The organism is Hymenobacter glacieicola (genome assembly GCF_014640315.1).
In the GTDB taxonomy this organism is placed as follows: domain Bacteria; phylum Bacteroidota; class Bacteroidia; order Cytophagales; family Hymenobacteraceae; genus Hymenobacter; species Hymenobacter glacieicola.
Genome location: NZ_BMGS01000010.1, coordinates 15,475 through 39,866, shown reverse-complemented (window position 1 = coordinate 39,866; position 24,392 = coordinate 15,475). Strand labels below are relative to the sequence as shown.

At 57.9% G+C, this 24,392-nt stretch carries 19 protein-coding genes; 9 read left to right on the top strand and 10 right to left on the bottom strand.

Annotated elements, in window-relative coordinates; all coding sequences use genetic code 11:
- Positions 1-164 precede the first annotated feature (164 nt).
- Complete coding sequence (locus tag IEW18_RS17365) at positions 165-1,397, top strand: S-adenosylmethionine:tRNA ribosyltransferase-isomerase (RefSeq protein WP_188559147.1); 1,233 nt, start codon at positions 165-167, stop codon at positions 1,395-1,397.
- Positions 1,398-1,953: 556 nt separating this feature from the next.
- Positions 1,954-2,271, top strand: a complete 318-nt coding sequence (locus tag IEW18_RS17360; RefSeq protein WP_188559146.1) for a hypothetical protein — start codon at positions 1,954-1,956, stop codon at positions 2,269-2,271.
- A gap of 81 nt (positions 2,272-2,352) precedes the next feature.
- Here IEW18_RS17360 and IEW18_RS17355 read toward each other — a convergent pair whose 3' ends face one another.
- On the bottom strand, positions 2,353-4,983 hold the full coding sequence (locus IEW18_RS17355; protein WP_229728811.1) for a M14 family zinc carboxypeptidase: 2,631 nt from the start codon (positions 4,981-4,983) through the stop codon (positions 2,353-2,355).
- A 149-nt stretch (positions 4,984-5,132) separates the two neighbouring features.
- Here IEW18_RS17355 and IEW18_RS17350 point away from each other — a divergent pair, with 149 nt between their 5' ends.
- Positions 5,133-7,076: a CocE/NonD family hydrolase gene (locus tag IEW18_RS17350; protein ID WP_188559145.1), complete on the top strand. Its 1,944-nt coding sequence runs from the start codon at positions 5,133-5,135 to the stop codon at positions 7,074-7,076.
- Positions 7,077-7,152: 76 nt separating this feature from the next.
- Here IEW18_RS17350 and IEW18_RS17345 read toward each other — a convergent pair whose 3' ends face one another.
- Positions 7,153-7,413, bottom strand: coding sequence for a hypothetical protein (locus tag IEW18_RS17345; RefSeq protein ID WP_188559144.1), 261 nt, complete (start codon positions 7,411-7,413; stop codon positions 7,153-7,155).
- A gap of 171 nt (positions 7,414-7,584) precedes the next feature.
- On the opposite strand from IEW18_RS17345, the gene IEW18_RS17340 reads away from it, so the two are divergent.
- Positions 7,585-8,061 carry a hypothetical protein gene (locus IEW18_RS17340; protein WP_188559143.1) on the top strand — a complete coding sequence of 159 codons (477 nt, stop codon included), beginning with the start codon at positions 7,585-7,587 and terminating at the stop codon, positions 8,059-8,061.
- Positions 8,062-8,148: 87 nt separating this feature from the next.
- Here IEW18_RS17340 and IEW18_RS17335 read toward each other — a convergent pair whose 3' ends face one another.
- Positions 8,149-9,540: a RagB/SusD family nutrient uptake outer membrane protein gene (locus IEW18_RS17335; protein ID WP_188559142.1), complete on the bottom strand. Its 1,392-nt coding sequence runs from the start codon at positions 9,538-9,540 to the stop codon at positions 8,149-8,151.
- Between the two features lie 52 nt (positions 9,541-9,592).
- Positions 9,593-12,661, bottom strand: a complete 3,069-nt coding sequence (locus IEW18_RS17330) for a SusC/RagA family TonB-linked outer membrane protein (protein WP_188559141.1) — start codon at positions 12,659-12,661, stop codon at positions 9,593-9,595.
- A gap of 303 nt (positions 12,662-12,964) precedes the next feature.
- Between IEW18_RS17330 and IEW18_RS17325 the strand changes: the two genes are divergently transcribed.
- Complete coding sequence (locus IEW18_RS17325; protein WP_188559140.1) at positions 12,965-14,140, top strand: ribonuclease D; 1,176 nt, start codon at positions 12,965-12,967, stop codon at positions 14,138-14,140.
- Positions 14,141-14,219: 79 nt separating this feature from the next.
- Here the strand turns inward: IEW18_RS17325 and IEW18_RS17320 are convergent, their stop codons facing one another.
- Positions 14,220-14,546 (bottom strand): nucleotide pyrophosphohydrolase, encoded by a 327-nt coding sequence (locus IEW18_RS17320; protein WP_188559139.1) that lies wholly within the window; start codon positions 14,544-14,546, stop codon positions 14,220-14,222.
- A 76-nt stretch (positions 14,547-14,622) separates the two neighbouring features.
- Positions 14,623-15,069, bottom strand: coding sequence for a D-aminoacyl-tRNA deacylase (gene dtd / locus IEW18_RS17315; RefSeq protein WP_188559138.1), 447 nt, complete (start codon positions 15,067-15,069; stop codon positions 14,623-14,625).
- A 197-nt stretch (positions 15,070-15,266) separates the two neighbouring features.
- Between dtd and IEW18_RS17310 the strand changes: the two genes are divergently transcribed.
- A complete protein-coding gene (locus tag IEW18_RS17310; RefSeq protein ID WP_188559137.1) occupies positions 15,267-16,715 on the top strand; it encodes a glycosyltransferase family protein in 1,449 nt (482 codons plus the stop codon).
- A 129-nt stretch (positions 16,716-16,844) separates the two neighbouring features.
- Here IEW18_RS17310 and mltG read toward each other — a convergent pair whose 3' ends face one another.
- The 4 genes from mltG to gcvT all read right to left on the bottom strand — a co-directional run bounded on the left by mltG (position 16,845) and on the right by gcvT (position 21,702).
- Entirely contained in the window at positions 16,845-17,900 is a 1,056-nt protein-coding gene (gene mltG, locus IEW18_RS17305) for an endolytic transglycosylase MltG (RefSeq protein WP_188559136.1), read from the bottom strand.
- Positions 17,901-17,945: 45 nt separating this feature from the next.
- Entirely contained in the window at positions 17,946-19,430 is a 1,485-nt protein-coding gene (locus tag IEW18_RS17300) for a helix-turn-helix domain-containing protein (protein WP_188559135.1), read from the bottom strand.
- Between the two features lie 308 nt (positions 19,431-19,738).
- Positions 19,739-20,458 carry a 2-phosphosulfolactate phosphatase gene (locus IEW18_RS17295; protein ID WP_188559134.1) on the bottom strand — a complete coding sequence of 240 codons (720 nt, stop codon included), beginning with the start codon at positions 20,456-20,458 and terminating at the stop codon, positions 19,739-19,741.
- 137 nt (positions 20,459-20,595) lie between these two features.
- On the bottom strand, positions 20,596-21,702 hold the full coding sequence (gene gcvT / locus IEW18_RS17290; RefSeq protein ID WP_188559133.1) for a glycine cleavage system aminomethyltransferase GcvT: 1,107 nt from the start codon (positions 21,700-21,702) through the stop codon (positions 20,596-20,598).
- Positions 21,703-21,944: 242 nt separating this feature from the next.
- On the opposite strand from gcvT, the gene IEW18_RS17285 reads away from it, so the two are divergent.
- The 3 genes from IEW18_RS17285 to IEW18_RS17275 all read left to right on the top strand — a co-directional run bounded on the left by IEW18_RS17285 (position 21,945) and on the right by IEW18_RS17275 (position 24,375).
- On the top strand, positions 21,945-22,310 hold the full coding sequence (locus IEW18_RS17285; protein ID WP_188559132.1) for a CZB domain-containing protein: 366 nt from the start codon (positions 21,945-21,947) through the stop codon (positions 22,308-22,310).
- Between the two features lie 27 nt (positions 22,311-22,337).
- Positions 22,338-23,843: a sensor histidine kinase gene (locus IEW18_RS17280; protein ID WP_229728809.1), complete on the top strand. Its 1,506-nt coding sequence runs from the start codon at positions 22,338-22,340 to the stop codon at positions 23,841-23,843.
- Positions 23,844-23,931: 88 nt separating this feature from the next.
- Positions 23,932-24,375, top strand: coding sequence for a response regulator (locus IEW18_RS17275; protein WP_188559131.1), 444 nt, complete (start codon positions 23,932-23,934; stop codon positions 24,373-24,375).
- Positions 24,376-24,392 lie beyond the last annotated feature (17 nt).

Here is a 24,392-nt window from a genome sequence, read left to right as displayed (position 1 = left end):
AACTCAACGTTTGCGAGGGAAAGTAGATAGATAAAGAAAAAGACCTTTCCACCGCAAAAGGCCCGACATGCAGAGTTAGCAGCTCTGTATGTCGGGCCTTTTGCGTTCTGTCTTACTCAGCTTGTTAGGCTATACTGCTGCGCCCTGAATTATCTTTGCGGGCTATGAGTGCTCCTACGCCCGACCCCCGTCAGCTTTCCATCCACGACTTTACTTACCAGCTACCCCCGCAACGCATTGCGCCCGAGCCCTTGCCCGACCGTGACCAGTCGCGGCTACTGGTTTACCAAAGCGGCGAGCTGACGGACCGGCACTTTTACGAAATCCCGGCGCTACTGCCCTCTCACAGCCTTCTGGTTTTCAATGATACCAAGGTAGTACAGGCCCGGCTATTTGCCCGGCGGCCTACGGGTGGAGTAGTGGAGCTGTTTTGCCTGGAGCCAGTAGCTCCGCACCGGGCCATTGAGCCAGCCATGCAGCAAACCGGAAGTTGCGTTTGGAAATGCCTGGTAGGTAACGGTAAGCGCTGGAAAACTGGCCCCGTAACGGTGGAGTTTGAGGTAGCAGGCCAACCGGCCCTGCTTACGGCAGAGCGGGCGGAGCAGGGCGAAGGCTACGCGCTTATTCGGTTTAGCTGGGAGCCGGCTCTGTTGCCCTTCGCTGAAGTACTGCGTGGGGCTGGCCACCTGCCCCTTCCCCCCTACCTCAACCGCACTGATACGGCCGCTGATGCTATCCGCTACCAAACGGTGTATGCTGCCCACGAAGGGGCCGTAGCGGCTCCTACAGCCGGCCTACACTTCTCAGATGCAGTTTTAACCGAGCTGACAACTCGCGCCGTTCCTACTGCGCGCGTGACCCTGCACGTGGGTGCGGGCACCTTCCAGCCGGTGAAGGCCGAGTCTATGGCTGGCCACCCCATGCACGGAGAGCCCATCAGCGTGACGGCCGCTACCCTGCGTCAGCTGCTGGAGCAGTTGCCCCACCCCATCATTCCGGTGGGCACAACCAGCTTACGCACGCTTGAAAGCCTGTACTGGCTCGGAGCCCAGCTCGTGGAGCAGCCCACTGCCGAGCCCACCTGGCACGTAAGCCAATGGCAGCCTTACGAAGGCCGGCCCGATATTGCAGTTACCACCGCACTAGCCGCCCTACTAGCGCACCTGGAAGCGACTGGTTCTGCTACCTTGCACGCCACCACGCAACTGCTGATTGCCCCCGGCTACCAGTTCCGCATGGTGCGCGGCCTTATCACGAACTTTCATCAGCCCGAAAGCACGTTGCTCCTGCTTGTGGCGGCCCTACTCGGCCCAGATTGGCAGCGCGTTTACGACCACGCACTGGCGCACAACTACCGCTTTCTAAGTTACGGTGACTCCTCTTTACTGCTTCCGTAAGGCGTTTATAGTAACAAGGGAAGGGTAATTATCTTCGCCTAGCAACCATCCTAAATTTGTGCATACCACACCCTGCGCTATCTTGCCTTCATCATAGGGTTACTAGCTCTGCTGAGACCTTTTTTGAAGTGTGCTTCATTATTTCCATATTTAGTAAATAAGTGAAGCTTACCTAACAAAATTATGCTTTACGTTTATTGTATAATTTTAAAAAGTAAAGCATAATACGTGCCATTTTGCTTTACCATTATTGATATTTGATAATTACAAAGCAGGTTAAGAACAATAGCATAAAACCTTCTTTGGGTGCAATAGAAGCTAATTTTGACCTTAGCTGAGAAGCCTTTTCTTTTTGCCATTTACTGCGCAGGCCAGGAATCTATCTTCGTCCGGCCCGGCATGGGTAGTTTAGATTCCTCGGTTGAACTAGGAGTAGCGAGACGTTTACTGCCGACTTTTCAGGCGCAGGCACGCCCCGGGCTGTTGCGGGATTCTACAACCAATTTTTACCACGCCGTATAAGGACTCAGAATCTATTCTCAATCAGACTCTCCTCATGAAAAAGATACTAATGCTGGCCGCCGCCGTAGTTTTTTCGACGGCTGCCTTCGCCCAAGGCGACAAAACCACTGTCCGTGATGATGCATCCGGCGCTAAAACCACTATTGAAGAGCGTGACAATGGCACGGTGAAAGTAGAGGCCCGCTCGGGCCGCACCAAAGCCGGTCAGAAGGCGTACAACACGAAAGAAGACGTTAAGTACGCTGGCAAGAAAACGGGTAGCGTGGTAAAAAAAGGTGCTAACAAAACCGGTCGTGCCGTGAAAAAAGGCGCTAAAGCCGTTAAAAACAAAGCTGAGGACGTAGTAGATTAATCTGCTCCTCTTTTTAGAGCACAGAAGGCCCCGTCGGTACTACCAACGGGGCCTTCTTGTTTTCTTAAGTGGTCTTAGCGCTTACTGGCCCACTATAAACACGGCGTTGCCGAACAGGAGCTTGCCGCCTTGCCAAAAAGCCCGGAATAATGGGTTGTCGGCTAGGTACACTACCTGTCCCCGGCCCAGGTCCTGGGTGCCCAGCACGAACGTATCGGTGAGGGCGCGCTGCGCTTTACGACCGGTGAAGCCGGCGGCATAGCTGTTTTTCTTTAGCACGCCCACGTTCCAGCCGCCCTGGGGCAGGAAACGGTAGTTGGGCGTATCGCGCAGGAGGGCGTAGTAGGTACTGCCGTAACCGAATGCCAGCGGGTGGCTGTTATCCAGCTGCACGCGGTAGACGCTGCCCTGCACCCGCTCGCCAATTTGCTCGCGCTCAGCATCGGCGTAGCGGCGCAGCGAGGCGTACGGATTGCTTTTCTTGGCAGCGGTGGAGTCAGCGAGCTTGGGCTTCAGCAGAAAATCCTTTTTACCCGCCAAAAAGCGCGACGCCCCCTCCAGGGCAATCAAACGGCCGCCGGCCCGAATCCAGGTTTTCACGTTTTCCAGCCCACGCTCCGTCAGAATGTTGTCGTAGCCCCCGTCGGGTAGGATGAGCACGTCGAAATTGCTCAGGGGGACGCTGTTGAAGTAGTCGGTACCCAGCACCGACACGGGGTAGCCGATCTGCTGCTCGAAGAAGTGCCATACTTCCCCAAAAGCCGTGGCATCAACGCCGGGGCCCGCCAGAATAGCCACGCTGGGCTGCTTCAGGGGGCGCACGGAACGGGAGCCCAGGTCGCCGCCGGTGGTGGAAAGGCCCGACTGCACGGCCTGCACCAGCACGCCCGCTGAGTCGGCCTGGGCGCGCACCAGTTGGTCAAAGCGGGCGCCGAGCCGCTCGTTACCAGTCCGCGGAATGATGAGGGTACCGCGCTGATACTGCTGGCCCTCGGTTTCAAACGGCTCATCGGCCACGCGCACTTTCACGCCCTGCTGCTGCAAGCGGCCCAGAAAACGGATGTCCTGCAGGCTGTTCCACCGCGCCAGATACGCGTAGGGTTTATCAGTTGTTGATTGCGAGCTGACAGTTACCGGCCGCGGATTACTGGGCGCCGAGTTATTCGCCTCCACCTTGCTTTTGAGCGCGTAGCCATTCAGGCCAAACGCGTAGGGCAACGACCAGGCCGTGAGGTCGTAGGTCAGGGAGTCTTCTAAAGCGGCCTGGGGCTCGAACAGCACTTTCACCAGCGTTGATTTCGGCTGGTACATGCTCACTACAAGGTCGCGGGGCTGAATCTGCACGCCTTCGGTTTTGCCCGTGGCGTAGTTATAGCCCTGCTGCTTGCTGCGCTTAGTAGCGTAGCCGTACCGGATTTGCTGGCGGTCGAGGTACTGGGTGAGGGCGCGCATCTGGCCAGGGTCAGCGGAGCCCGTCAGCACGTAGGATTTATACTCACCGCGGGGCTTGGTGCGGGCATCGGTGTAAAACTTCTGAAACTCCCGGATCAGCTCGTCGTGGCGGTCGGCGGCCGCCTGAATGGTCGCCAAGCTGGTGGCATGGTGGTGCTCGATGCGCTGGGTAAGGGTCAGGGTATCACCATCGGTTTTGGTGTAGCTAATGCCGGCCGGGCCACCACCACCCTGCTCGTAGGTCATGCCAATGGCCCCGTTGAAGGAAGGCCAGGTGTCGCCGTAAAAAGGCGCGAACAGATCGTAGGTTTCGCGGGTAAAGTAGAGCCAGTTATTCTTATCGAACACCTTGCGGTTATAGTCGCCGATGACGTTTTGAAACTTGCGCTGCCACTCCGTAAGGTCGGCGTGGAAGGGCTTGGCCGCCGGCGAGAAGTAGTAGGGATTGTTAGGGCCCATTTCGTGAAAATCGGCGTGGACCTGGGGTAGCCATTGGTTGTACACGGCGATGCGCTGGCGGCTTTCCTGCTGGGTTTGCCAGGCCCAGTCGCGGTTCAAATCGAAGTAGTAATGGTTGTAGCGCCCGCCGGGCCAAGGCTCGTGGTGCTCCCAGCTTAGGGGCGAAGAGTTGGGCTGCTGGTTGGCCACGCGGTTATACCACTGCGCGTACCGGTCGCGCCCGTCGGGGTTCACGCAGGGGTCCACAATCACCACCAGGTTCTGGAGCCACTGCTGCATCTGCTGGTTTTGGGGGTTAGCCAGGTCGTAGAGCACCTGCATCACGGCCTCCGACGACACGGCCTCATTGCCGTGCACGTTGTAGCTGAGCCACACCACGGCGGGCTGTTTGGTAGCAGCGGCGCCGCTTTCCAGCCCCGCTAGGCGCAGGTTGTTGCGCCGGATGTCATCGAGGTTGTTCAGGTTGGTGGGGGTAGCCACGTACACCAGTTCCAGGGGCCGGTTTTCGTAGGTGCGGCCGTAGCGCTGCAGCTTCATTTGGCCGGGGCTGTGCTGCACCACATGGTCGACGTAGCGGAGCAGCTCCGCGTGGGGGGTAAACCGGGTGCCCAGTTCGTAGCCCAGGAACTGACGAGGAGTAAGCAACGGTCCGTCGGGGGTAGCGGCCGTCTGAGCAAACGCCGACGGTGCCAGCAGCAGGCAGCAAAGCCAGAGCCAGGCGGCGCGTAATCGGGAGTAAAGCACGGAAGTAGGGGTAGCGCCGGCCTCTGCCAGCGGATTGAGGAAAGGTTTGATGGTCAAAGAAAGCAGAATGTGCGGTGTAATGCAGGAAAAGATGCTACTCAGGTGCGTTGGCTGCACGCTTTCTTCAGCCCCATATGGGCACCGTGCCGGCTAGTGCTTACCTTACCCTTGCCTCACTTATTTACTTCTACCCCATTCTTCCACCCATGATCTACCCCTACCTCCGCCCCGCAGCCCTGGCGGCCCTGCTAGCCAGCGGCGCTGGTGTTGCCCTGGCGCAAACCCCGGTTACCTACCCTTTGCCCTCCGAGGCAGACAAGCAGCAGTTAGCCATTACCCTGGCCGATACGCTCTACATCCAGCAACACTACAACAAGCTGGAGTACCAAATTCCGATGCGCGACGGCGTAAAGCTCTACACCATTGTGTACGCCCCCAAGGATGCGGACAAGGTCAAGTACCCGATTATGTTGAACCGCACGCCCTACGCCGTAGGCCCCTACGGCTCGGGAAAGTACAAAAAGAGCCTGGGGCCAAGCAGCACCATGCTGCACGAGGGCTACATTTTCGCCTACCAGGACGTGCGGGGCCGGTACATGTCGGAGGGCCAGTTTGTGAATGTGCGCCCCGAGAAGGATGCGTACAAGGGAAAAAAGGACATTGACGAGGGCACCGACACGTACGATACCATTGCGTGGCTGCTCAAAAAAGGTCCGAAGAATAACGGTCGGGTAGGCCAGTGGGGCATCAGCTACCCTGGTTACTACACCGCTACCGGCCTGCTCAGCCGCCATCCGGCCCTGAAAGCTTCCTCACCCCAGGCTCCCATTGCCGACTGGTTTTGGGACGATTTCCACCATAACGGGGCGTTTTTCCTGCCGCATGCGTTCAACTTCCTGGCCTCCTTCGGCCTGCCTCGCCCCCAGCCCACTCCTACCGGCAACCCGGCCTTCCAGCACGGCACCCCCGACGGCTACGACTTCTTTATGCGTCTGGGGCCGCTGAAAAACGCCGATGCCAAGTACTACCAGGGCAAGGTGGCGTTTTGGAAGGAAATAATCCAGCACCCCAACTATGACGAGTTCTGGCAGGCGCGCGACCTGCGGCCCCACCTCAAAAATCTGAACAAAGGCACGGCAGTACTCACCGTGGGCGGCTTTAACGATGCGGAGGACCTATTTGGAGCCCTGAAAATCTACGAAACCATTGAAAAGCAGAATCCCGGTATGCGCAATGGTTTGGTGATGGGCCCGTGGGTGCACGGGGGCTGGGCCCGCGGTACCGGCGAGGTGGTAGGCAACGTGGCCTACGGTGAGTCGCCTTCCTTGTACTATCAAAAAGAAATTGAGGCCCCGTTTTTCAAGTCGTATCTGAAAGACGGCAAGCCGGCCCCCATGCCCGAGGCCACCGTGTTCGAGGGCGGCACTAACCGGTGGCGCACCTTTGCGGCTTGGCCGCCCACCGAAACGAAAGAACGCACGCTTTACTTTCAGCCCAACGGTAAAATCGGCTTTGAGCAGCCCAGCAGCGGCCCGGAGTTCGACCAGTACCTCAGCGACCCGGCCCACCCGGTGCCCTTCACGGAGGCTACGGCCACGGGCATGACCCGCGAGTACATGACCGACGACCAACGCTTTGCCAGTCGCCGCCCCGATGTGCTAACCTATCAAACCGAGGTGCTCACCGAAGACCTGACCCTGGTCGGCCCAATTGAGGCGCTGCTACAAGTGGCTACCACCGGCACCGATGCCGACTGGGTGGTAAAGGTAATTGACGTATACCCCGACAATACGCCCAACAACAGCCGCCTGAACCCGGCCGTGAAGCTGGGCGGCTACCAGCAAATGGTGCGTTCTGAGGTGATGCGCGGCCGGTTCCGCAACAGCTTCAGCAAGCCCGAGGCCTTTGTTCCGGGGCAGGTAACGGCCGTGCCTTTCACCGTCCAGGACTTATGCCACACCTTCCGCAAGGGTCACCGCCTGATGGTGCAGGTGCAAAGCAGCTGGTTTCCGCTAGTTGACCGCAACCCGCAGACCTTTGTCCCTAATATTTTCGAAGCCGACGAAAAAGACTTTCAAGCCGCTACGCACCGCCTCTACCACTCACCTCAGCACGCGTCACAGCTCAAAATCCGAGTTCTGGAGCAGTAATGCAGCAAATTAGCGCACTGGTGAGTTTAGCTGAGTAGGAAACTCACCAGTGCGCTAATTTGCTGTATCAACACTGCTAGAGGCGGCCTACGTTGCCGTAGTCCATTTCGCGCGGTTTCTCCTTTAGCTGGTACAAAACACTTTCGGCTACGCCCCGCCCAAAGAGGCAAAGCCCGGCATTAAACACCGTTAGGGCCGCCGTACCGGCTGCCACCCACTCACCCGTAGGCTCTCCCCGGCGCTTCTTTTCCGTGGCCCACTGCACAAGGCAGGTACCGAAGCCAACTACTATCAACCCGGCGGGGGCAAATGCTAACCATTTTTCTTTGTGCGTCATCAGAGTGGGAGAGCTGGTAGGTGATAAGAGGAAGGTACAACTGCAACGGCAGACAAGAAACGTTGCCCACCTCAAAGTACACAATCGTACCTTTGTAGCGTGGGGTTACATCCAGCCCCACCAATCTTTTGCCCACCCGCGCGCGGCTGGCTGTTTCTCTGCTTCCTACTTATGCTTGTTCCTCCTTATCAGCGGCTGTTGCAGCTGGCCTTCCCTTCCGAAGCCGATGCCGCCCGCTACCTCCACCCTACCACGCTAGCCGCCTACCGTACCTTCGAGCAAGCAGCTCCGGCTGACCTGGCTTACCGCTTTGAGCGGGTACGGCTGGGGGTAGCGCTGGCCCTAATGAAGCTGCTCTCCGACCTCGGCGACCTGGAGGAAAGCCGCCGTGTGCTAGACGTGCTGCACCGGGCGTTGCGGGCGCCCTCCGTCGCCGCCATTGATGCAACCATCACCAAAGAGGCCAATGTTTTCGAGCGGCTTTACACCAACCTCTACGTGAACGAGGAAGGCGAGCAGCTGCTAAACCTTTTCGAGCGCGCCCTCGACGCCGACTCCCAGCCCCTCATGGACGACGTGATTCGCGAAGCCCTGAAGCTGGCTCCCAACCTGGATTTTAGCCACTTGGACGAGGAGGATGAAGAGTAAACTAGGTACTACCATTAACACAGCAAAAAGGCCGTTCCGAATTTCCGGAACGGCCTTTTTGCTGTGTTAATGGTGCTCTTCGTTAGGCTATTGGTACCCTTCGTTCTGGACTAAGTTAGGATTAGCGTTGATTTCCCGGAGTGGAATAGGGAAAATTAGGCGAGGCGAGTTGTACGGCAGCGTAACAGGCGGATTACCCAAATCAACTGTTGACTCTCTATTACGCTTTAAATCTCCCAGCCGAAAACCTTCCAGGGCCAACTCTAAACGGCGTTCTTTCAGAATAGCGTTTAACGTTAGCGTTACCAGCGGAGCTAAGCCAGCCCGTTGACGAATGCGGTTGATATCAGCTAATGGCGTAGCCCCAACTGAGGTGCCAGCCCGGAAGTTACCCTCAGCCCGGTTCAGATACATTTCTGCTAATCTGAACAATTTGATATTACCGTACAGCACATCATACTTGCTTGAATAGGCAGGGCCGCCGGTTGGATCAATAGAAATTAGATCAAGACGTTCATCGCCAGGCTCAAACTGGTCGATTAGCTGATCATTGATGTTTACATCAGCGCGTCGATTAACGGAATAGTAGGTATTAAGCTCATTGGCCCCGCTTTGAGAGCTAATTTGAATTGCGAAGATGTCCTCTGAGGTATTGCCCAACAAGTCATTTGATGAAGTAAATTCATCAGCGTAGCTGGGAGTCAGTGAATAGCGGCCGGAGCTGATAACCCGATTAGCGGCAGCGGCTGATTCGGCAAACTTGCTTTGCTGCAAATACACACGAGAAAGCAGAGCAGCCACGGCGTACCGATTAGCGAAGAAGCCGTTATTATTTGCGGGGTTGGCCGTAATTAGCCGGGCCTCTGCCGTGGTGAGGTCCGTCAAAATCTGAGCGTACACTTCCGCAACGGTATTACGGCGCACCTGGCTCTCTGCCGAGATAGTCCGGGTTGGGGTGAGCACCAGTGGCACACCTGGGTTAGTTTGAGGATTTCCGTCGTTCCAGTCACGAGCGTATAATCGAACCAGATCAAAGTACAGTAGAGACCGAATGAATTTGGCTTCTCCTTCTACTCGGGCCTGCTTCGCTGGCGTATCCAGCTTGTCTAAGTTGGCCAGTACATTATTAGTACGGTTAATAACGTCGTAGGCATTGGTCCAAATGGACGTAACAAAGCCGTTATCCTTAAGTATCTGCTTACGCGCAGCTTGGTTTGGCGGAATGAACGTGCCTACAAAGGAAATTTCGCCGTTATCCGCCAGCAAATCCGACAACAACTGAATGTTGCCTCCGTACGCGTCCTCATCTTGAAGACCCGTATAGCAGCCAACGAGGGCAGCTTCTACGTCAGCGGAAGTTCTTAAAGCGTTTGCGGCATCAATGCTGTCTGTAGGTTCAACATCGAGCTTGCTGTTGCACGATGAGAATGATCCTGTAAGCAGACAGGCAGTCAACAGCCCGTACAGTATTTTTTTCATGATGAATGCTCGCTAGGAATGTGAAAAGCGCTTATGAAAGTCGGTTTACGCTTTAAAATCCAATGTTTACACCAATCGTATAGGTCTTCGGCTGCGGGGCAGTGTAGAAGTCAATACCTTGGTTGATATTGTTTTGGCTTTGGCTAGCTGATCCAGTTAAGTAGTCGGTACTTACCTCGGGGTCCCAGCCTTTGTACTTCGTGAACGTCACGAGATTCAGTCCCTGCACAAACACTCGCGCTGACTGCAAAAACACTTTTTGAGCCCAAGCAGCCGGCAGGTTATAGCCAAGCGCTATTGTCCGCAAACGACCATAGGAGCCATCCCGCACAAAACGGGAGGACAGACCGATACCATTGCCACCCAAATATTCAGCGCGCGGTACATTCGTAATATCACCAGGTTTCTGCCAGCGCTGCAACTGGTCGCGCGTCTGGTTATCCGGACCATTATTAAAGCCAACCGAATAATACTGGCCTGCTCCATCAAAGATGCTGTTCCCAAATACCCCCACTAGGGTAGCCGTTAGGTCGAACCCTTTGAACGAGAAAGTATTGGTAATACCTCCTGTCCACTTCGGGTTAGGATCACCTACTACTACTGAGGTAGCCTCGTTGATATTGTTTGTGGTACCGCGGTTAACAGTTCCGTCGGCGTTGGTTGAATTCAAATAGTAAAGCGCATCCCCATTGTCGGGGTTCACACCGGCATACTCAGGTCCAACAAATACACCCAGCGGTTCGCCTTCTTGAGCACGGTTTAGGAAGCTACCCAGAATGGGTGGTCCGTCAAGGTCAGTAATCCGGTTGATGTTACGCGAGGCGTTGAACGAGGTCGTCCAGGTGAAGTCACCCACGAAGTTGCGGGTCGTGAGCGAAAATTCGGCCCCGCGGTTGCGTAAGCTGCCTATGTTACGGAAAAGAGAAGTAAAGCCCGTGGTGCCTGGCACGGGTCCAAACAACGCTAAATCTGTGGTGCGCTTCTCATACACGTCTACTTCCCCAGAAATTCGGTCTTTGAACAGCCCAAACTCAATACCCGCGTCGGCTTGCGTGGTAGATTCCCAAGTAAGGTCAGGGCTGGCCAATGAGATAGGTCGCTGACCAGGAATGCCGACGTAACCCGAGGTACCTGAAAATAAAGCGCGGGAGGCAAAGTTTGTGAAACCTTGGTTACCCGTACGCCCAATGCTGATACGAGGCTTGAGCATGCTCAGCACTGCATTGTCTTTCAAGAAGGCCTCCTCAGTTGCTAACCAGCCCAGCGAAGCGGCCGGGAAGAAACCATAGCGGTTATTAGACCCAAAACGCGAGGATCCGTCGTAACGGGCACTCACTCCCAGCAAATACTTGCCCGCAAAAGCGTAATTGGCCCGGCCGAAGTAGGAAACCAGTGTGTTATTGGTACGGTTTGAACCACCCGCAGTAATCAAGCTAGCATTGGCTAGCGTTTTATAGGCATCAGAGGCAAACTGGGTTCCGGTAACATTGTTACTAGTAAGTTGGGCAGACTCGAATGAAGTACCTAGCGTCAGGTCCAACGAATGTTGCTCATTGAATGTGTTGCGGTAAGTAGCAAAGTTGTTAACTACTACACGGGCATTCGTAGAACGTGCACTAAAGCCAAAACCATTGGTTGGCCCCGTGTTTCGTGACGTAATACGTCCCAAGAACTGGTCCTCACTCTGGTTTAAAACATCTACTCCGAGTTCCGAGCGGTAGGAAAGCCCCTTTACGATATCGAGCTGGGCGTAAACGTTACTCAGCGTCCGGTAGACAATGGTATTGTACGAGCCGTTCTCAATGCTTAGCAGCGGGTTGTAGTAGAACGGAAACGTGGTGTTAGGTTGTCCTGTAGCGGGGTCCAAAGAACCACTTAGAAGTTCTGTGCGCGGGTCTATTAGTGGAGTAATAGGAGCCAACGCCACAATTTGCATAGGGTTGCTAAAGGCATTGTCGTTTGGCAGTCGCTGATTTCGTGAACGAGACAGCGCCGCATTTATACCAATAGCAAGCCTATCGTTGGCTTTGTGGTCAACATTAAAACGAGTGGAAATACGCTCGTATTTGTTACCTACAATAATGCCGTTCTGATTGCTATACTGCCCTGAGACAAAGAACCTAGTTTTCTCATTTCCGCCACTGGCGCTCAAATCATACTGGCTAAACGGAGCATCTTGAAATACTTGGTCCTGCCAATCAGTATTGTACGTTAAAGGATCAGCTGCGCCAGCAGCATACGTGCGCAGGCGAGTAGCATTGGCCGTAGCGGAACGTCCGCTGTTGACCAGTGCCTCCGTTAGTAGGGTAACGTATTCTTGGTTATTGAGAAACTCGCGTTTATTGGTCGGGCTGCTGCTTCCTGTTTGAAATCCTAAAGTAAACCGAGTTGCCCCTGATTTGCCGCGCTTTGTTGTAATAAGCACAACTCCATTGCTAGCCCGTGAGCCATAGATTGCAGAGGCGGAGGCATCTTTTAGTATGGTAATACTCTCAATATCATTGGGGTTGATATCGGCAATGGGATTAGTAGCACCTGAAGTTGACGAGAGGTTATCAGCCAGTATAGGAATACCGTCTACTACGTAAAGCGGTTGGGTATCACCACTAATAGAGGAAACACCACGTACCCGCACCCGAATGCCCTGACCCAGCTTACCGCTGCTATTCTCAATGAAGACCCCCGCCGCGCGGCCCTGAATAGACTGCTCAAAGCTTTGCACAGGCTGGTTGCCCACATCCTTGCTGCTAAGCTGCGTTACCGAGCCGGTAAGGTCCGCTTTTGACTGCGTACCATAGCCAACGACTACTGCCTCGCCAAGTTCCGTAGCGCTGCTTTTCAGTGATATAGCCACCGTGGTTCGGTCGCCGACTACTACGTTCTGAGACTCGAAGCCAATGGAGCTGAGCACGAGAATAGCGCCGGGCTGCACCGCCAGCGAAAAGCTGCCGTCAGCGCCGGTGCTGGTACCATTGGTAGTACCGCGTTCCAGTACCGTTACGCCGGGCAGGCCCGAGCCGGTAGCATCGGTTACGCGTCCACTTACCGTATGTGTCTGAGCTGCGGCCGAAGTAGCCAACAGCACACCGCACGCCAGTGGAATGAGGAAATTTTGTTTCATACAACCTGGCCCTCCTTGAGGCCGATTAGAGTGAAAAAAAGCCGGTCCGCTGTGCCGGCAAAAGCGGGTAAGCACGCAAAGTACACGCATTTGCCGGGCCTGCATAGTATTCATGCTCCAATTCGGACCGGATTGTAAGTAAGGCGTTTACAATTAGCAACATAAAATATAAACTGGAAAAACTACTACTTCCCCTGGGTTGCATCTAGTGGTTTTGATAGCTTGGGCTGACTACCTTTACTACCTGCTAGGTGGAACCATCATCAGCCCACCAACTTTCTACTCCCCGAACCCGTCGTATTAATGCCTGATATTCAGTATATCACGGAAGGACTTGCCGTAGCGCAAGCCGCTCAAGTCCTCCACCAGCGCGCCCGCTTGGCCGTCGATCTGGAATTTGACGACATGCGCCACCGCTACGGCCGCAACCTGGCCCTGATTCAGATTTATGACGGTGAAACTGTTTTTTTGATTGCCCCCCTTCCTCTCACCAACCCTGCTCAGGAGCTAGAGCCGCTGTGGGCCGTGCTCCAAGACCCTGCCGTGGAGAAGGTCTTCCACAGCTGCAAATCGGATATTTTGCTGTTGGATGAGCTGTACGGCGTACACGTGCGCACCATCACGGATACAAGTGTTCAATATACGCTTTTAGCAGAAGCTGACAATAATATTTCTTTGGGGCGACTGATTCAGCAGGAATTGGGCCTGGAGGTGGACAAGGGCGAGCAGAAGTCGAACTGGCTGAAGCGCCCGCTCACGGAGGCGCAAAAGCATTACGCTGCCAACGACGTCCTCTACCTGTTTGAGCTGGCCGACCGCCTGGCCGACAAGCTGGCTGCCCTGGGCCGCACGGCGTGGGCCGAGCAGGAAAACCAGGCGCTGGAAGAAGTACGCTACGCCCGTGATGAGCGGCCCTACCTGCGCCTGGCCGGTAAGTACCGCATTCAGCCCCAGGAGCTGCCGCTGTTCCGGGATTTGTTTCTGCTCCGCGACGAGGTAGCACGCTCCATCGACCGGCCTACCTACATGGTGGCTAGCAACGACCGGCTGGCCGAGCTCACGCGCCTGCCCGTTACCAGTTCCGGCCATCTGCGCAATGCTCCCGGCTTGCACCCCGAGTTAAAGCGCAGCCCCTATGCGGAACGCCTGCTTAATCTGGCGCAGGAAGACCGGGAACCAGAGCCTCCCTTGCCCGCCGAGCAGCGGCGTTTCCCGTTTCGGCGGCGGCTTACCGGAGCTAAGGCGGCCCAGGCCGATGCCCGCGAGGCGCTGCTGATGGCGCTGAAAACCCACTTAGCGGAAGACCACAGCCCCATTATGGCCAACCTGGTGCTGAGCAACCGCCTGATTGCTGACATTATTGAGCAGGGTGCCGATGCCACCTTGCGGCCCTGGCAGCATGAATTGCTACGGAACACCGCGGCCCAGCACGGCATCAATTTTCAGGAAGTGGCCCTGCCCTTCGACCTGAAAGCTTAACGAACCGCCGCCAGCAAAGCCCGCCAGCCGATACCAGGAGTTGCGTATCGGCTGGCGGGCTTTTTTACGCTCGGAAATTCTACCGCAGCTTCTCGTTTTGCTGATGCCGGGTAGCGTCGCGCTGCGTTTTCTTCTCCAGGTTCCGGCGTAAGGCCTCGGTTAAATCAACGCCCGTCTGGTTGGCCAGGCAGATAACCATGAACAGGACATCGGCCAGCTCATCGGCCAGCACCTTATCCTTATCCGACTCTTTGAAAGACTGTTCCCCGTACTGCCGGGCAATGATGCGGGCTACCTCACCAACCTCTTCCGTCAGCATGGCCATGTTGGTCAATTCATTAAAATACCGTACCCCGGTGGTGTTAATCCACTGATCTACGGTGCGCTGGGCTTCCTCAATTGTCATGCTTAGTAGGGAAATAAAGCTGGATTCTGGAATGAGGCGGCAGGGTTTGCTGCTGGCAGAGAATGAAGGCCGTTGACTACTCGGGCGAGTCGAGCACGATGGTGACGGGACCGTCGTTTAGGAGTTCTACCTGCATATCGGCCCCAAACTCGCCGGTGGCTACGGGCCGCCCGAGCTGCTCGGCTACCAGGGCCACAAACTGCTCATACAAGGGAACAGCCACGGGCGGCGGCGCCGCGCCGGTATAGCTGGGCCGATTGCCCTTGCGCGCATCTGCCAGCAGCGTGAACTGACTTACCACCAGAACCTCGCCGGCACTAGCCAGTACGGAACGATTCATCTTGCCCTCCTCATCCGAGAAAATCCGCAGGTTCACCAGCTTGCGGGCCATCCACTCTAGGGCCGCCGTAGTATCGGTGGGGGCGAAACCAGCCAGCACCAGAAGCCCGGGACCAATCTGGCCGGTCACGCGGCCAGCCACGGTAACGCTAGCCTGACGGACGCGTTGCAACACAATACGCATACTCAAATTAAGGTAGTAGAGATGAACAGAAGCTTCCGGCGGCCCTATTCGGCCGCCGCCACCGGTGCTGCAAGTACGCATCGGAAGGCAGCAGTTCGTACTATTGACCCCGAAAACCTAGTATTGCCCTGCCGCTGCCGCCTCGTGCAGCGCATTCTCCCTGACTTGTGCCCGGCTTGCCTTCGTCTTATTCTCGTGTGCGCTGGCTGCTGCCGGCCTTGCTGCTGGTAGCGGCCGTGCGCCTGCACGGGCTGGCCAACGCAGCCTTGCCTGACTACGATTCGGTGCGTAACTGGCAGATTGTGCAGGAAGTAGCGCACGGCAACCTGCGCCACTTGTTTCACCACGGTAGCCCGCTTTTTTCGCTGGTGTACGCTCCGGTGGCGTGGCTCACCACGGATTACCGCGTATTTCAGCATCTGAACGCGCTGGTAGCAGTGGCAGCCCTAGCCTTCATGGCCGACTTTGTGGCCCATGAAGCCCGCCTGCGCGGCTGGCAGGCGGGCCTGCTCACCATCCTGCTCGGTACGTGCCTGTTTCTCACCTTTTCCGGCCGCGACTTTACCATGAGTTCGTGGAGCCTGCTGTGCTTTACGGGCTTGCTGCGAGCTTACTACCAGCGACTACGGCAGTCTACGGCCGCGACGTTGTACTGGTCGGCGGGCTGGCTGATGCTGGGGTTGTGCTTTAACTACAAGTTCATGCTGACCCTGCCTATCCTGGCGGTGCTGGAATGGTGGCGGGCCGATGGGCTGCTGTGGCGCCACGGGCACTGGTGGCGGGCAGCTGGGCTATTGGCCGCTCCTTACGTGTTGTTTGGCGTGGTAGGCGTACTGGCCGGGTTGCCCTGGTACATATGGCCCGCTATTTATTACAAAGTAGCGTTTCCTGATGCCGCCAACGCCGCGGGGCGAGCCGCTACCATTCGGCCCGATGGCCTTTATTACCTGCGCTACCTCTGGGATTTTGAATCGGGGCTGGTGTGGTTGGGGTTGCTGGGGCCCGTGGTGGCGTTGCGCCAGCTGCGGCGGGGCACCGTGCTGCCGCTGGAGCTGTACTTGGCAAGCTGGGGCTGGTGCCTGCTGGCGGGCATGTCGTTGCTGGTGAAGGCGCCGCGGGGCCTGTTGTGGGCCTACGGCATCTGGTACGCCCTGGCGTTTCTGCAGCTGCGGCGGCTGCCGGCGGCGGTGACAGCGGCAGTTGTGTTAGGAGCCGTGGGGCTGAACCTATACCGCGTTCAGCAGCAGATTTACCGGTATTCGCCTTCCAGCTACCCCGCCGTGGCCGCTTGGCTACGAGCTCACCAGGCCGGGCCCGTAGCCAGCACCGTGGGGCTGGGACTGGCCCCGTTTCAGCAGCCTTCCGATTCCGTGCGCGCCGTGCTGTCGGGCCAGGTGCTGCCAACTTTGCGGCGGCGCGGCTACCAGTACGTACTGCTGGATGGTTACTGGCGCGTGACCAACGTAGCCGCCTTCGACTCCCTGCAGCACGAACCCGCCGTAGCCACCTGGCGCGAGCCGCTGCTGACTTCCCCCCTTCTTTTCCTGGAGCACTCGGAGTTTACTGGTTTGGGCTATGAGGCTACCCTGGCCCGGCAACAAGCCGCCCGCCGCGACTCAGTGCAGCTGCGGCTTATCAGGTTGTAAACAGCAGCAATGGCCTTTCGCTGAGAATGTCTAAGCTTCCTGCTCTGCCACCTCACCAAGCCAGTTCTTTCACTACCACGCTGGCAGCACAGCAACTCGCCATTTCACACCTGCCCAATCTTACCATTCTTACCGCTTCACCCCCAAGCTATCCAGCCAATGCTGATAGCGGCGGGCATTGCGCTTGTGTTCGGCAAAAGTGGCAGCGAAGTCGGAGTAGCCGCTACCCCCGGGGCGGGCGCAGAAGAAGAGGTAGTCGTGGCGGGCGGGCTTGAGCACGGCGTCCAGGCTCTGACGGTTGGCCGAGGTAATCGGGCCGGGCGGCAGGCCTTTGTGCTTGTAGGTGTTGTAGGGAGAGTCGACGAGCTTGTCCCGGTTCAGCACCCGCTTCACCTCAAAGTTGCCAATGGCCCAGAGTAGCGTGGGGTCGGCTTGCAGGCGCATGCCGCGGCGGAGGCGGTTGAGGTAGGTGCCGGCAATCAGGGGCTTATCTTCTTTCTTGGCCGTTTCGCGCTGCACAATGCTGGCCAGTACGTGCACCTGGGCCGGAGTCAGGTTGAGCGAATCGGCGCGGCGGCGGCGCTCCGGCGTCCAGAAGCGGCGGTGGGTGGCAGCGGCCGAGTCCAGGAACTGCGGGGCCGAAGTGGTCCAGAGCAGGCGGTAGGGCCCCGGTAGGAACAGGGTCAGAATGGTCGTCGTATCCAGCTGGTAGCGGCGTTGCAGGTAGGTATTATCCCGCAACAGCCGGCGCAGGCGCAGCGAGTCGGTTTCGAGCTGGCGAGCCACCTGCCGGGCCAGCTGGGGCTTGTACTTAAAGGCATCGAGGGTAAAGGCTACCGTGTCCTGTTCCCCGCGCGTCAGCAGGTCAACCAGCTCCGCGTTACTCAGGCCCGGCCGCAACAGGTAGCGCCCGGGCTTTACTTGCTGCGGATAGTTGCGCCAGCGGGCTACCCGCTCGAAGGTGTTTACATCGTGCAACAACTCGTATTTGCGCACAGAATCCAACACAGCCCCGTAGCCCGTACCGGTTCGGATGTAGAGGTAGGCCGGCCCGAAGGCGGAGGAGCGCACGTTGGGCTTCCACAGCATGTACCACGCGGCCGCTAGGGCGCCGAAAACCAGTAAAAGAGCGGCCAGCAGGGCCGGCCAGCGGAAACGCCGAGCAACGGAAGGAGAAGCAGTCAAACGAAATCGGAAAAAGTCAACTCCTCAAACATAGCCGTTTTAGCCCTACCCGCCGTTTACCAGCGCCGCCACGGCGGCTTCCAGCTCCTGCTGGCGCTGGCGGCGCTCCACTTCCACGGGGGCAGCCGCCCGCACCTCGCAGTTCGGGATGGTGCACCGTTCGCAGGTTTCGTTTACCTCCTTCTGGGGAATGATGGCATCGTCGAGGAAGCGGATTTTCTGGCGCAGGTTTTCGTCGCAGAGCAGGCCCACCGTAACGCTCACGGCGGGCTCCGTGGCCGCGCCGGCGCGGGCCAGAGTCAGGCAGAGGTATTCGTCGTTGTTGGGGTAATGGGAGCGTTGGGCCCCGAGCGTGTAGTTCGGCGCGTGCGTGGCCGGCTGTTGGCGCAGCTCGGCAATCATGCGCAGGGAAATCCAGCGGCGGCAGTAGTGCTCGTGCAGCTCGTTGCCGTGGGGGTTGTGCAGGCGCGAGAGGTGTAGCTCCTTGGTCAGCTTGTAGCCCGCCGAGGCGTTGGCCTGGTCGAAACGCAGGAAAAACAGGCTCTGGATACCGAAGTGGCGCGGCAGCAGGTTGGTAATGCGCTGCATGAACATCTCCGGCGACACATCATACTTAGCCAGCAACTCCAGCAGCAAGCCCGGCTCCCACTTCTTGGCGTTGAAGAAGCGCGTGAGGTCCCGCACCAGCATTTCCTCATCCATGAGCAGGGCCCCCGCAAAGTAGGAGGCCTTGAAGTTGTTGAGCACTTCCTCGAAGGAGCGCACCGGGAAGGAGGCATTCACGTAGGGCCGCTCCCGCAGGGCCAGGTAGTTGAACGCTACCTCCCGGCCCAGCACGAAACCTTCCTGGGCCCCGCTCATGCCGGGCCGCAGCAGCAAACGCTTGGTTTTAGGCTGAAATACGGAGCGCAGCCGCCCCAGGTGGGCGTACTGGTCCAGGCCGCTCCGGTCGATGGTGTAGCCGTACTTTTCCACCAGCACCCGCTCCAGCTGACTCCGGTCGAGGGGGGCCGCTGCGGGCAGCTTGTGCTCCACCATGAAGGTGCGCACATCCTGCTCCAGCTCCTCGAAGTAGTTATCGTGCATCTCCTGGAAAGAGCGCAGCGCGGCCAGGAAAAAGTGCTCCTGGCGCATTTCGTAGTTGCGCGCAATTTCAAACAGGGTGCTGATGAAGGCGTTCATCTTGGCTGGCGCATCGGCAATCAGCTCCACAATGCGCAGCGGGTCCAGCCCGAACATATCCAGCGGAAACTCCTTGAGCAAGTCCGACTGTAGCAGCTCAGAAATAGGCTCCAGGCGCCGACTCAGGGTCAGCGAAGTAAGCTGGTCGTAGCTGACGCCCAGCACCTTACTCAAGCTCAGAATCTTATCGGCCTTAGGGTACTTTTTGCCCTTCTCAATCTCATTGAGGTAGGAAACCGAGACGTCGCAGGCGCGGGCCAGTTCCGCGGGGGTGTAGCCGCGCTCCTGGCGCAGCTCCCGCAGTTTCAGCCCAAAAATCAACCGGACAACCTGACCGTGACTCAGCATAACTAGGAATGAGGTAGAACGTGTTGCGGGTAAAGGTGCGGTGAGGGACGCCCTAACTAGGGCGCGGGCTGCCTCACCAAGGCATATACGTGATGCTCAGGCGTGCTTCTTACCAAGTAGCAAGACTACTAACTGAACGGTCAGGTCAGGAAGCAAGCACATTTTACATCAAAAACCTACAAATCTAGCCCTATGCATCGGCTTTAAGAAATTAGCGGACTTTCCCCTTCCCCGGGTCGCGTTATCCGGGATGGCTAAAGTCCTCGTACTCGCCGGCTGCTAGCGTCACGGGGACCAGACCAGGCTACCTACTTCGGCAGGCTCGTTATTCGTCCGTTACGGAACACGGGTACTACGGCATATTCATCCTGGCGCAGGCAAAATTCCATGTCTTGGTGGGCTTCCAGGTGGTTGAGGCGCCGCACGTGCGAGGATTTGCGCAGGTAGGCGGCCGGGTCGGGCTGGGCCAGGGCCCACAGGTCCAGGGCAGCCAGCGTAGCATCGGAATCCGTCGTCTGGAAGTCGGCCTGCAGGCGGGCAGCCAGGGCCCCGCCAAACAAGGTATCCTCGAGGCAAAAGTTGCCCTTCCAGCCGGCGCACACTACCACCACATCCTTGCCCAGCCGGCGCAGATGCTCGGCTACGGCCCCAATATTCAGGAAAGCCCCGACCACAACCGCATCAGCGGCGCCCGAGAGGTGCAGGGCGCGGGTGCCGTTGGTGGTGGTAATGGCTACCCCGCGGCCCCGCACGGGTACTACCCCGTTGAGGTAGCCGAAGGGCGAGTTGCCCAGGTTTACGCCTTCGGCCTGCCGCCCGTCGCGCTCCGCGGCCGTGAGGTAGCCCTCGGCCGCCATGGCCCGGCAGTCGGCCAGCTCACTGAACGGTACCAGGTGGGTAACGCCCTGGGCCAGGGCCGTTACAATGGAGGACGTAGCCCGCAGAATGTCCACCACCACCGCCACCCGGCCTTGCAGGTTAAACAAGGGTAGCAGCTCGGGCGAAAAGCAGATATCGAGAGTGGGCATTTAAAATGAGTAGTCAAAAGCCTGTCATCCGGAGCGCAGCGCAGGACCTTTTCACGCCCGAACGACTCGTCGTTGTTACGATGTGCGGTTGGGCGTGAAAAGGTCCTGCGCTGCGCTCCGGACGACGTAGATAATCCTTACGCTTCCTCGGTACCCTTCACGAAGGGCAGCTTTACAACGGTAGCGGGCAGCTGCTTGCCGCGCACCTGCACGAAAATTTTGCTACCCGGCGCGCTCAACTCGGTTTTCACGTAACCCAGGCCAATGCCCTTGCTCAGGCTCGGCGACTGGGTGCCGCTGGTTACGTCGCCCACTTTCTCGCCGGCTTCGTTTACCAGCTCGTAGTGCCCGCGCGGGATGCCGGGGCCGTCCATCAGGAAACCCACCAGCTTACGCTCCACGCCGGCTTCCTTCTGCTTTTTCAGGCTTTCGGCGTTGGTGAAATCCTTGGTGAACTTGGTAATCCAGCCCAGGCCAGCTTCCAGGGGCGAGGTTTCGTCGGTGATGTCGTTGCCGTAGAGGCAGTAGCCCATTTCCAGGCGCAGCGTGTCGCGGGCTCCCAGGCCGATGGGCTTGAGGCCGTGGGGCTGGCCGGCTTCCATGATTTTCTGCCACACCTGCTGGGCGTGCTCGTTGGGCACGTACAGTTCAAAGCCGCCCGCGCCCGTGTAGCCCGTGGCCGAAATAATGACGTTGGGCGCCCCGGCGAAAGTACCCTGCACAAAGGAGTAGTAGGGAATGGTGCTCAGGTCGGTATCGGTCAGGCCCTGGAGCGCGGCAATGGCTTTGGGGCCCTGCACGGCAAACAGACTGATGTCGTCCGACACGTTCTGCATCTCGGCGCCATCGGTGTTGAACTGCTGAATCCAGTTCCAGTCCTTGTCAATGTTAGAGGCGTTAACTACCAGCAGGTAGTCTTCTTCGCCCAGCATGTACACCAACAGGTCATCCACAATGCCACCTTCCTGATTGGGGAGGCAGCTGTACTGCGCTTTGCCGGGCGTGAGCTTGCTGGCGTCGTTGGAAGTTACGCGCTGAATCAGGGGCAGGGCCTGGGGGCCGCGCACCCGGAACTCGCCCATGTGCGACACATCGAAGATGCCCACGGCCCGGCGCACGGTGTGGTGCTCGTCGAGGTCGGAGGAGTAGCGCACCGGCATGTTATAGCCCGCGAAGGGCACCATTTTGGCACCTAGCTGCTGGTGCACGTCATTGAGCGGAACGGTTTTGAGCGTTTCAGACATGGGTGGGAAATGAAGTAGGAATATCAGGGTGAAGGTAGTAGCCAGACGAAGCAACTAGCCCCGCCCGGCCCAGGCCAGGAGGCCCGCAAGCCATTGGCAGGGCGAAAGTAGCCAATTATGCCCGGCCGGCCCGAGCAGGTTTTGTTATCTTTGTTATTCTGGGAATGCCACTCCCGGCCGCCTTGCCTTCTGCCCCCCTGCTTGTGCCCTGCCCTAGGCATGGTTCACTGCCTCTCCCCTCCATGTCGTTCGATTTAAAACAGGAATTTGAATCAGCCAGCGTCAAGCATTTGCTCTTCAAGTCGAAGCTGCGCTCGTTTTTGTACGGTAGCGGAACCAGCGAGGGACCCATCCGCGACCCGCAGGCGTGCAACTTTGGGCACTGGATTACGGAGCGGGCCCTGCCGGAGTTTGGGCACCTGCCCGAGACGCGGGAGCTGGACCGCGCCCACATCCGGATTCACCACGTGGCCAACCGCCTCATGGACCTGCACCAGGCCGGCCACAAGGAAGAAGCCATTGCAGGCCTGTCAGAAATCAATGACTTGGCTGATCATATTACCAAGCTCCTGCGTACGATAGAGCAAAAGCTCCGCGCCGATCAGTAACCGGCCGGTTTCCCGTTACCGCGTTGCATGAAGCTGAAAATCTCTACTAAACTTTTTGCTGGTTTCGTGGCCATCTCGGTGCTGTTTGCCGGGGTAGTAGCCATCAATTATCAACTTTCGCGGGCGGTGCTGCGCAATTCGCAGCGGGTAGAGCGCTCCACGCGCATCACGGGCGAGGCCACTACCCTGCTGCGCAACATCATTGATATGGAAACCGGTTTTCGGGGCTACCTGCTCATTGGCAACGAAACCGTGCTGGAACCTTACTACGAAGGCGAAAGAAACCTGCTGGGCCGGTTTGCTCAGCTGCGCGACGAGCTAACCGTAGCCACGCCCCAGTATGAGCGCATGATTCGGGCCCAGCAGCTGTTTCAGCAGTGGGCGGCCTACTCCCACTTGCTTATCAGCGAGAAACGGGAGGCCCTGCGCCGCAACCCCAGCCAAACCGGCCTCGATGGCCTGGAGCACCGCAACCTGACCACCGATCTGACGGGCAAAAACCTGATGGACCAGATTCGGGTGCTGTTCGCGGCTTTTGAGAAGGTAGAAACCCAAACCCGCATCAAGCAGCGCGTGAAGCTGGGCGACAGTATCCGGGAAACCCGTATTCTGTCAGTAAGCATTACGCTGGCCACTATTTTCCTGGGCTTGCTGTACGCTTCCTACCTAGTGCGCCAGCTCGCGCGCCGCATTGGCGGCATGGTCAGTCAGGCCCAGCGCATTGCGGCCGGCAACTACACGGCCCAGGTGCACGATACGGAGCAGGATGAGCTGACAGAGCTGGCCGACTCGCTGAACACCATGACCGACACCATTAATACGAACATCCGGCAGCTGGAGCGGCGCAACCAGGAGCTGGACCAGTTTGCCTACGTGGTGTCGCACGATTTGAAAGCGCCGTTGCGGGGCATCGAAACGGCTTCCCGCTGGATTGAGGAGGACCTGGGCCAGGACCTGCCCGACCATATTCGGGAGTTTTTGAAGCTGATGCGCACACGGGTGCGGCGCATGGAAAGCCTGATTACCGGCATTCTGGACCTGGCCCGGGTAGGCCGCACACCCCAGGCCGACGAGCCGGTTTTCGTGCGCCAGCTGCTGCGGGAAATCATTGATTCCCTGGAGCTGCCCGCGGGGTTTGAGGTAGAGCTGCCATTTTACCTGCCCACTCTGCACACAAACCGCGTCCAGCTCCAGCAGGTATTCACCAACCTGATCAGCAACGCCGTGAAGTACCACGACCACCCCGAGCACGGCACCGTACGCATCGGCTGCATCGAGGGGCCGCAGTTCTACACCTTCTCCGTAGCCGACGACGGGCCCGGCATTGCCCCGGAGTACCACGAGCGGATATTTGTCATTTTCCAGACCCTGACGGAGCGCGACACGCTGGAAAGCACTGGCGTGGGCCTGGCAATTGTCAAGAAAATTGTGGAGCGCCAGGGCGGCACCATTCGCGTTGAATCCACTGAGGGTCAGGGGGCCACTTTCATCTTCACCTGGCCCAAGGAGCGCACCCGTCGCCTGGAAAACTAAGCGGCCCCGGTCCCAAACACCGCCATTATGCGGTAGTTGCCGTATAAAAATGCCGCTGCCACCTGGTATTTATCCTGCTCCTTTCCTTATGGCTTCTCCTTCAGATCAACCCAGTATTCTGCTCGTCGAGGACGACCAGATGGATATAATGAACGTGCAGCGCGAGCTGCGCAAGCACAATGTAGAAGTACCCCTCTACATTGCCCGCAATGGCCGCGAGGCCCTGAACATGCTCCGCGGCGAAGGCGGCCAAACGGCCATTCCCAAGCCTAGCGTGGTAATGCTCGACCTGAACATGCCTCGCATGAACGGCTTGGAACTGCTCTCTACCCTGCGCTCCGACCCGGAGTTTGTGGGGCTCAACGTTTTTATCACCACCACTTCGGACCTGGAAACCGACCGCCTCAAAGCCCAGGACCTAGCCGTTAGCGGCTACATCATCAAGCCGCTGAGCTTCGACAGCTTCGGCGAGGGCGGCACTACCGTAGACGGCTTCAGCCTTTTTCTGGACCTGCTGCGCCTGAAAGAGTAACGCGGTGATTCGGTGAT

What these genes read in the sequence shown, in the direction of transcription:
- IEW18_RS17365 (WP_188559147.1), top strand. Translation starts at nt 165, where the DNA reads ATGAGTGCTCCTACGCCCGACCCCCGTCAGCTTTCCATCCACGACTTT.
- IEW18_RS17360 (WP_188559146.1), top strand. Translation starts at nt 1,954, where the DNA reads ATGAAAAAGATACTAATGCTGGCCGCCGCCGTAGTTTTTTCGACGGCT.
- IEW18_RS17350 (WP_188559145.1), top strand. Translation starts at nt 5,133, where the DNA reads ATGATCTACCCCTACCTCCGCCCCGCAGCCCTGGCGGCCCTGCTAGCC.
- IEW18_RS17345 (WP_188559144.1), bottom strand. Translation starts at nt 7,413, where the DNA reads ATGACGCACAAAGAAAAATGGTTAGCATTTGCCCCCGCCGGGTTGATA.
- IEW18_RS17340 (WP_188559143.1), top strand. Translation starts at nt 7,585, where the DNA reads ATGCTTGTTCCTCCTTATCAGCGGCTGTTGCAGCTGGCCTTCCCTTCC.
- IEW18_RS17335 (WP_188559142.1), bottom strand. Translation starts at nt 9,540, where the DNA reads ATGAAAAAAATACTGTACGGGCTGTTGACTGCCTGTCTGCTTACAGGA.
- IEW18_RS17330 (WP_188559141.1), bottom strand. Translation starts at nt 12,661, where the DNA reads ATGAAACAAAATTTCCTCATTCCACTGGCGTGCGGTGTGCTGTTGGCT.
- IEW18_RS17325 (WP_188559140.1), top strand. Translation starts at nt 12,965, where the DNA reads ATGCCTGATATTCAGTATATCACGGAAGGACTTGCCGTAGCGCAAGCC.
- IEW18_RS17320 (WP_188559139.1), bottom strand. Translation starts at nt 14,546, where the DNA reads ATGACAATTGAGGAAGCCCAGCGCACCGTAGATCAGTGGATTAACACC.
- dtd (WP_188559138.1), bottom strand. Translation starts at nt 15,069, where the DNA reads ATGCGTATTGTGTTGCAACGCGTCCGTCAGGCTAGCGTTACCGTGGCT.
- IEW18_RS17300 (WP_188559135.1), bottom strand. Translation starts at nt 19,430, where the DNA reads ATGCTGAGTCACGGTCAGGTTGTCCGGTTGATTTTTGGGCTGAAACTG.
- IEW18_RS17295 (WP_188559134.1), bottom strand. Translation starts at nt 20,458, where the DNA reads ATGCCCACTCTCGATATCTGCTTTTCGCCCGAGCTGCTACCCTTGTTT.
- gcvT (WP_188559133.1), bottom strand. Translation starts at nt 21,702, where the DNA reads ATGTCTGAAACGCTCAAAACCGTTCCGCTCAATGACGTGCACCAGCAG.
- IEW18_RS17285 (WP_188559132.1), top strand. Translation starts at nt 21,945, where the DNA reads ATGTCGTTCGATTTAAAACAGGAATTTGAATCAGCCAGCGTCAAGCAT.
- IEW18_RS17280 (WP_229728809.1), top strand. Translation starts at nt 22,338, where the DNA reads ATGAAGCTGAAAATCTCTACTAAACTTTTTGCTGGTTTCGTGGCCATC.
- IEW18_RS17275 (WP_188559131.1), top strand. Translation starts at nt 23,932, where the DNA reads ATGGCTTCTCCTTCAGATCAACCCAGTATTCTGCTCGTCGAGGACGAC.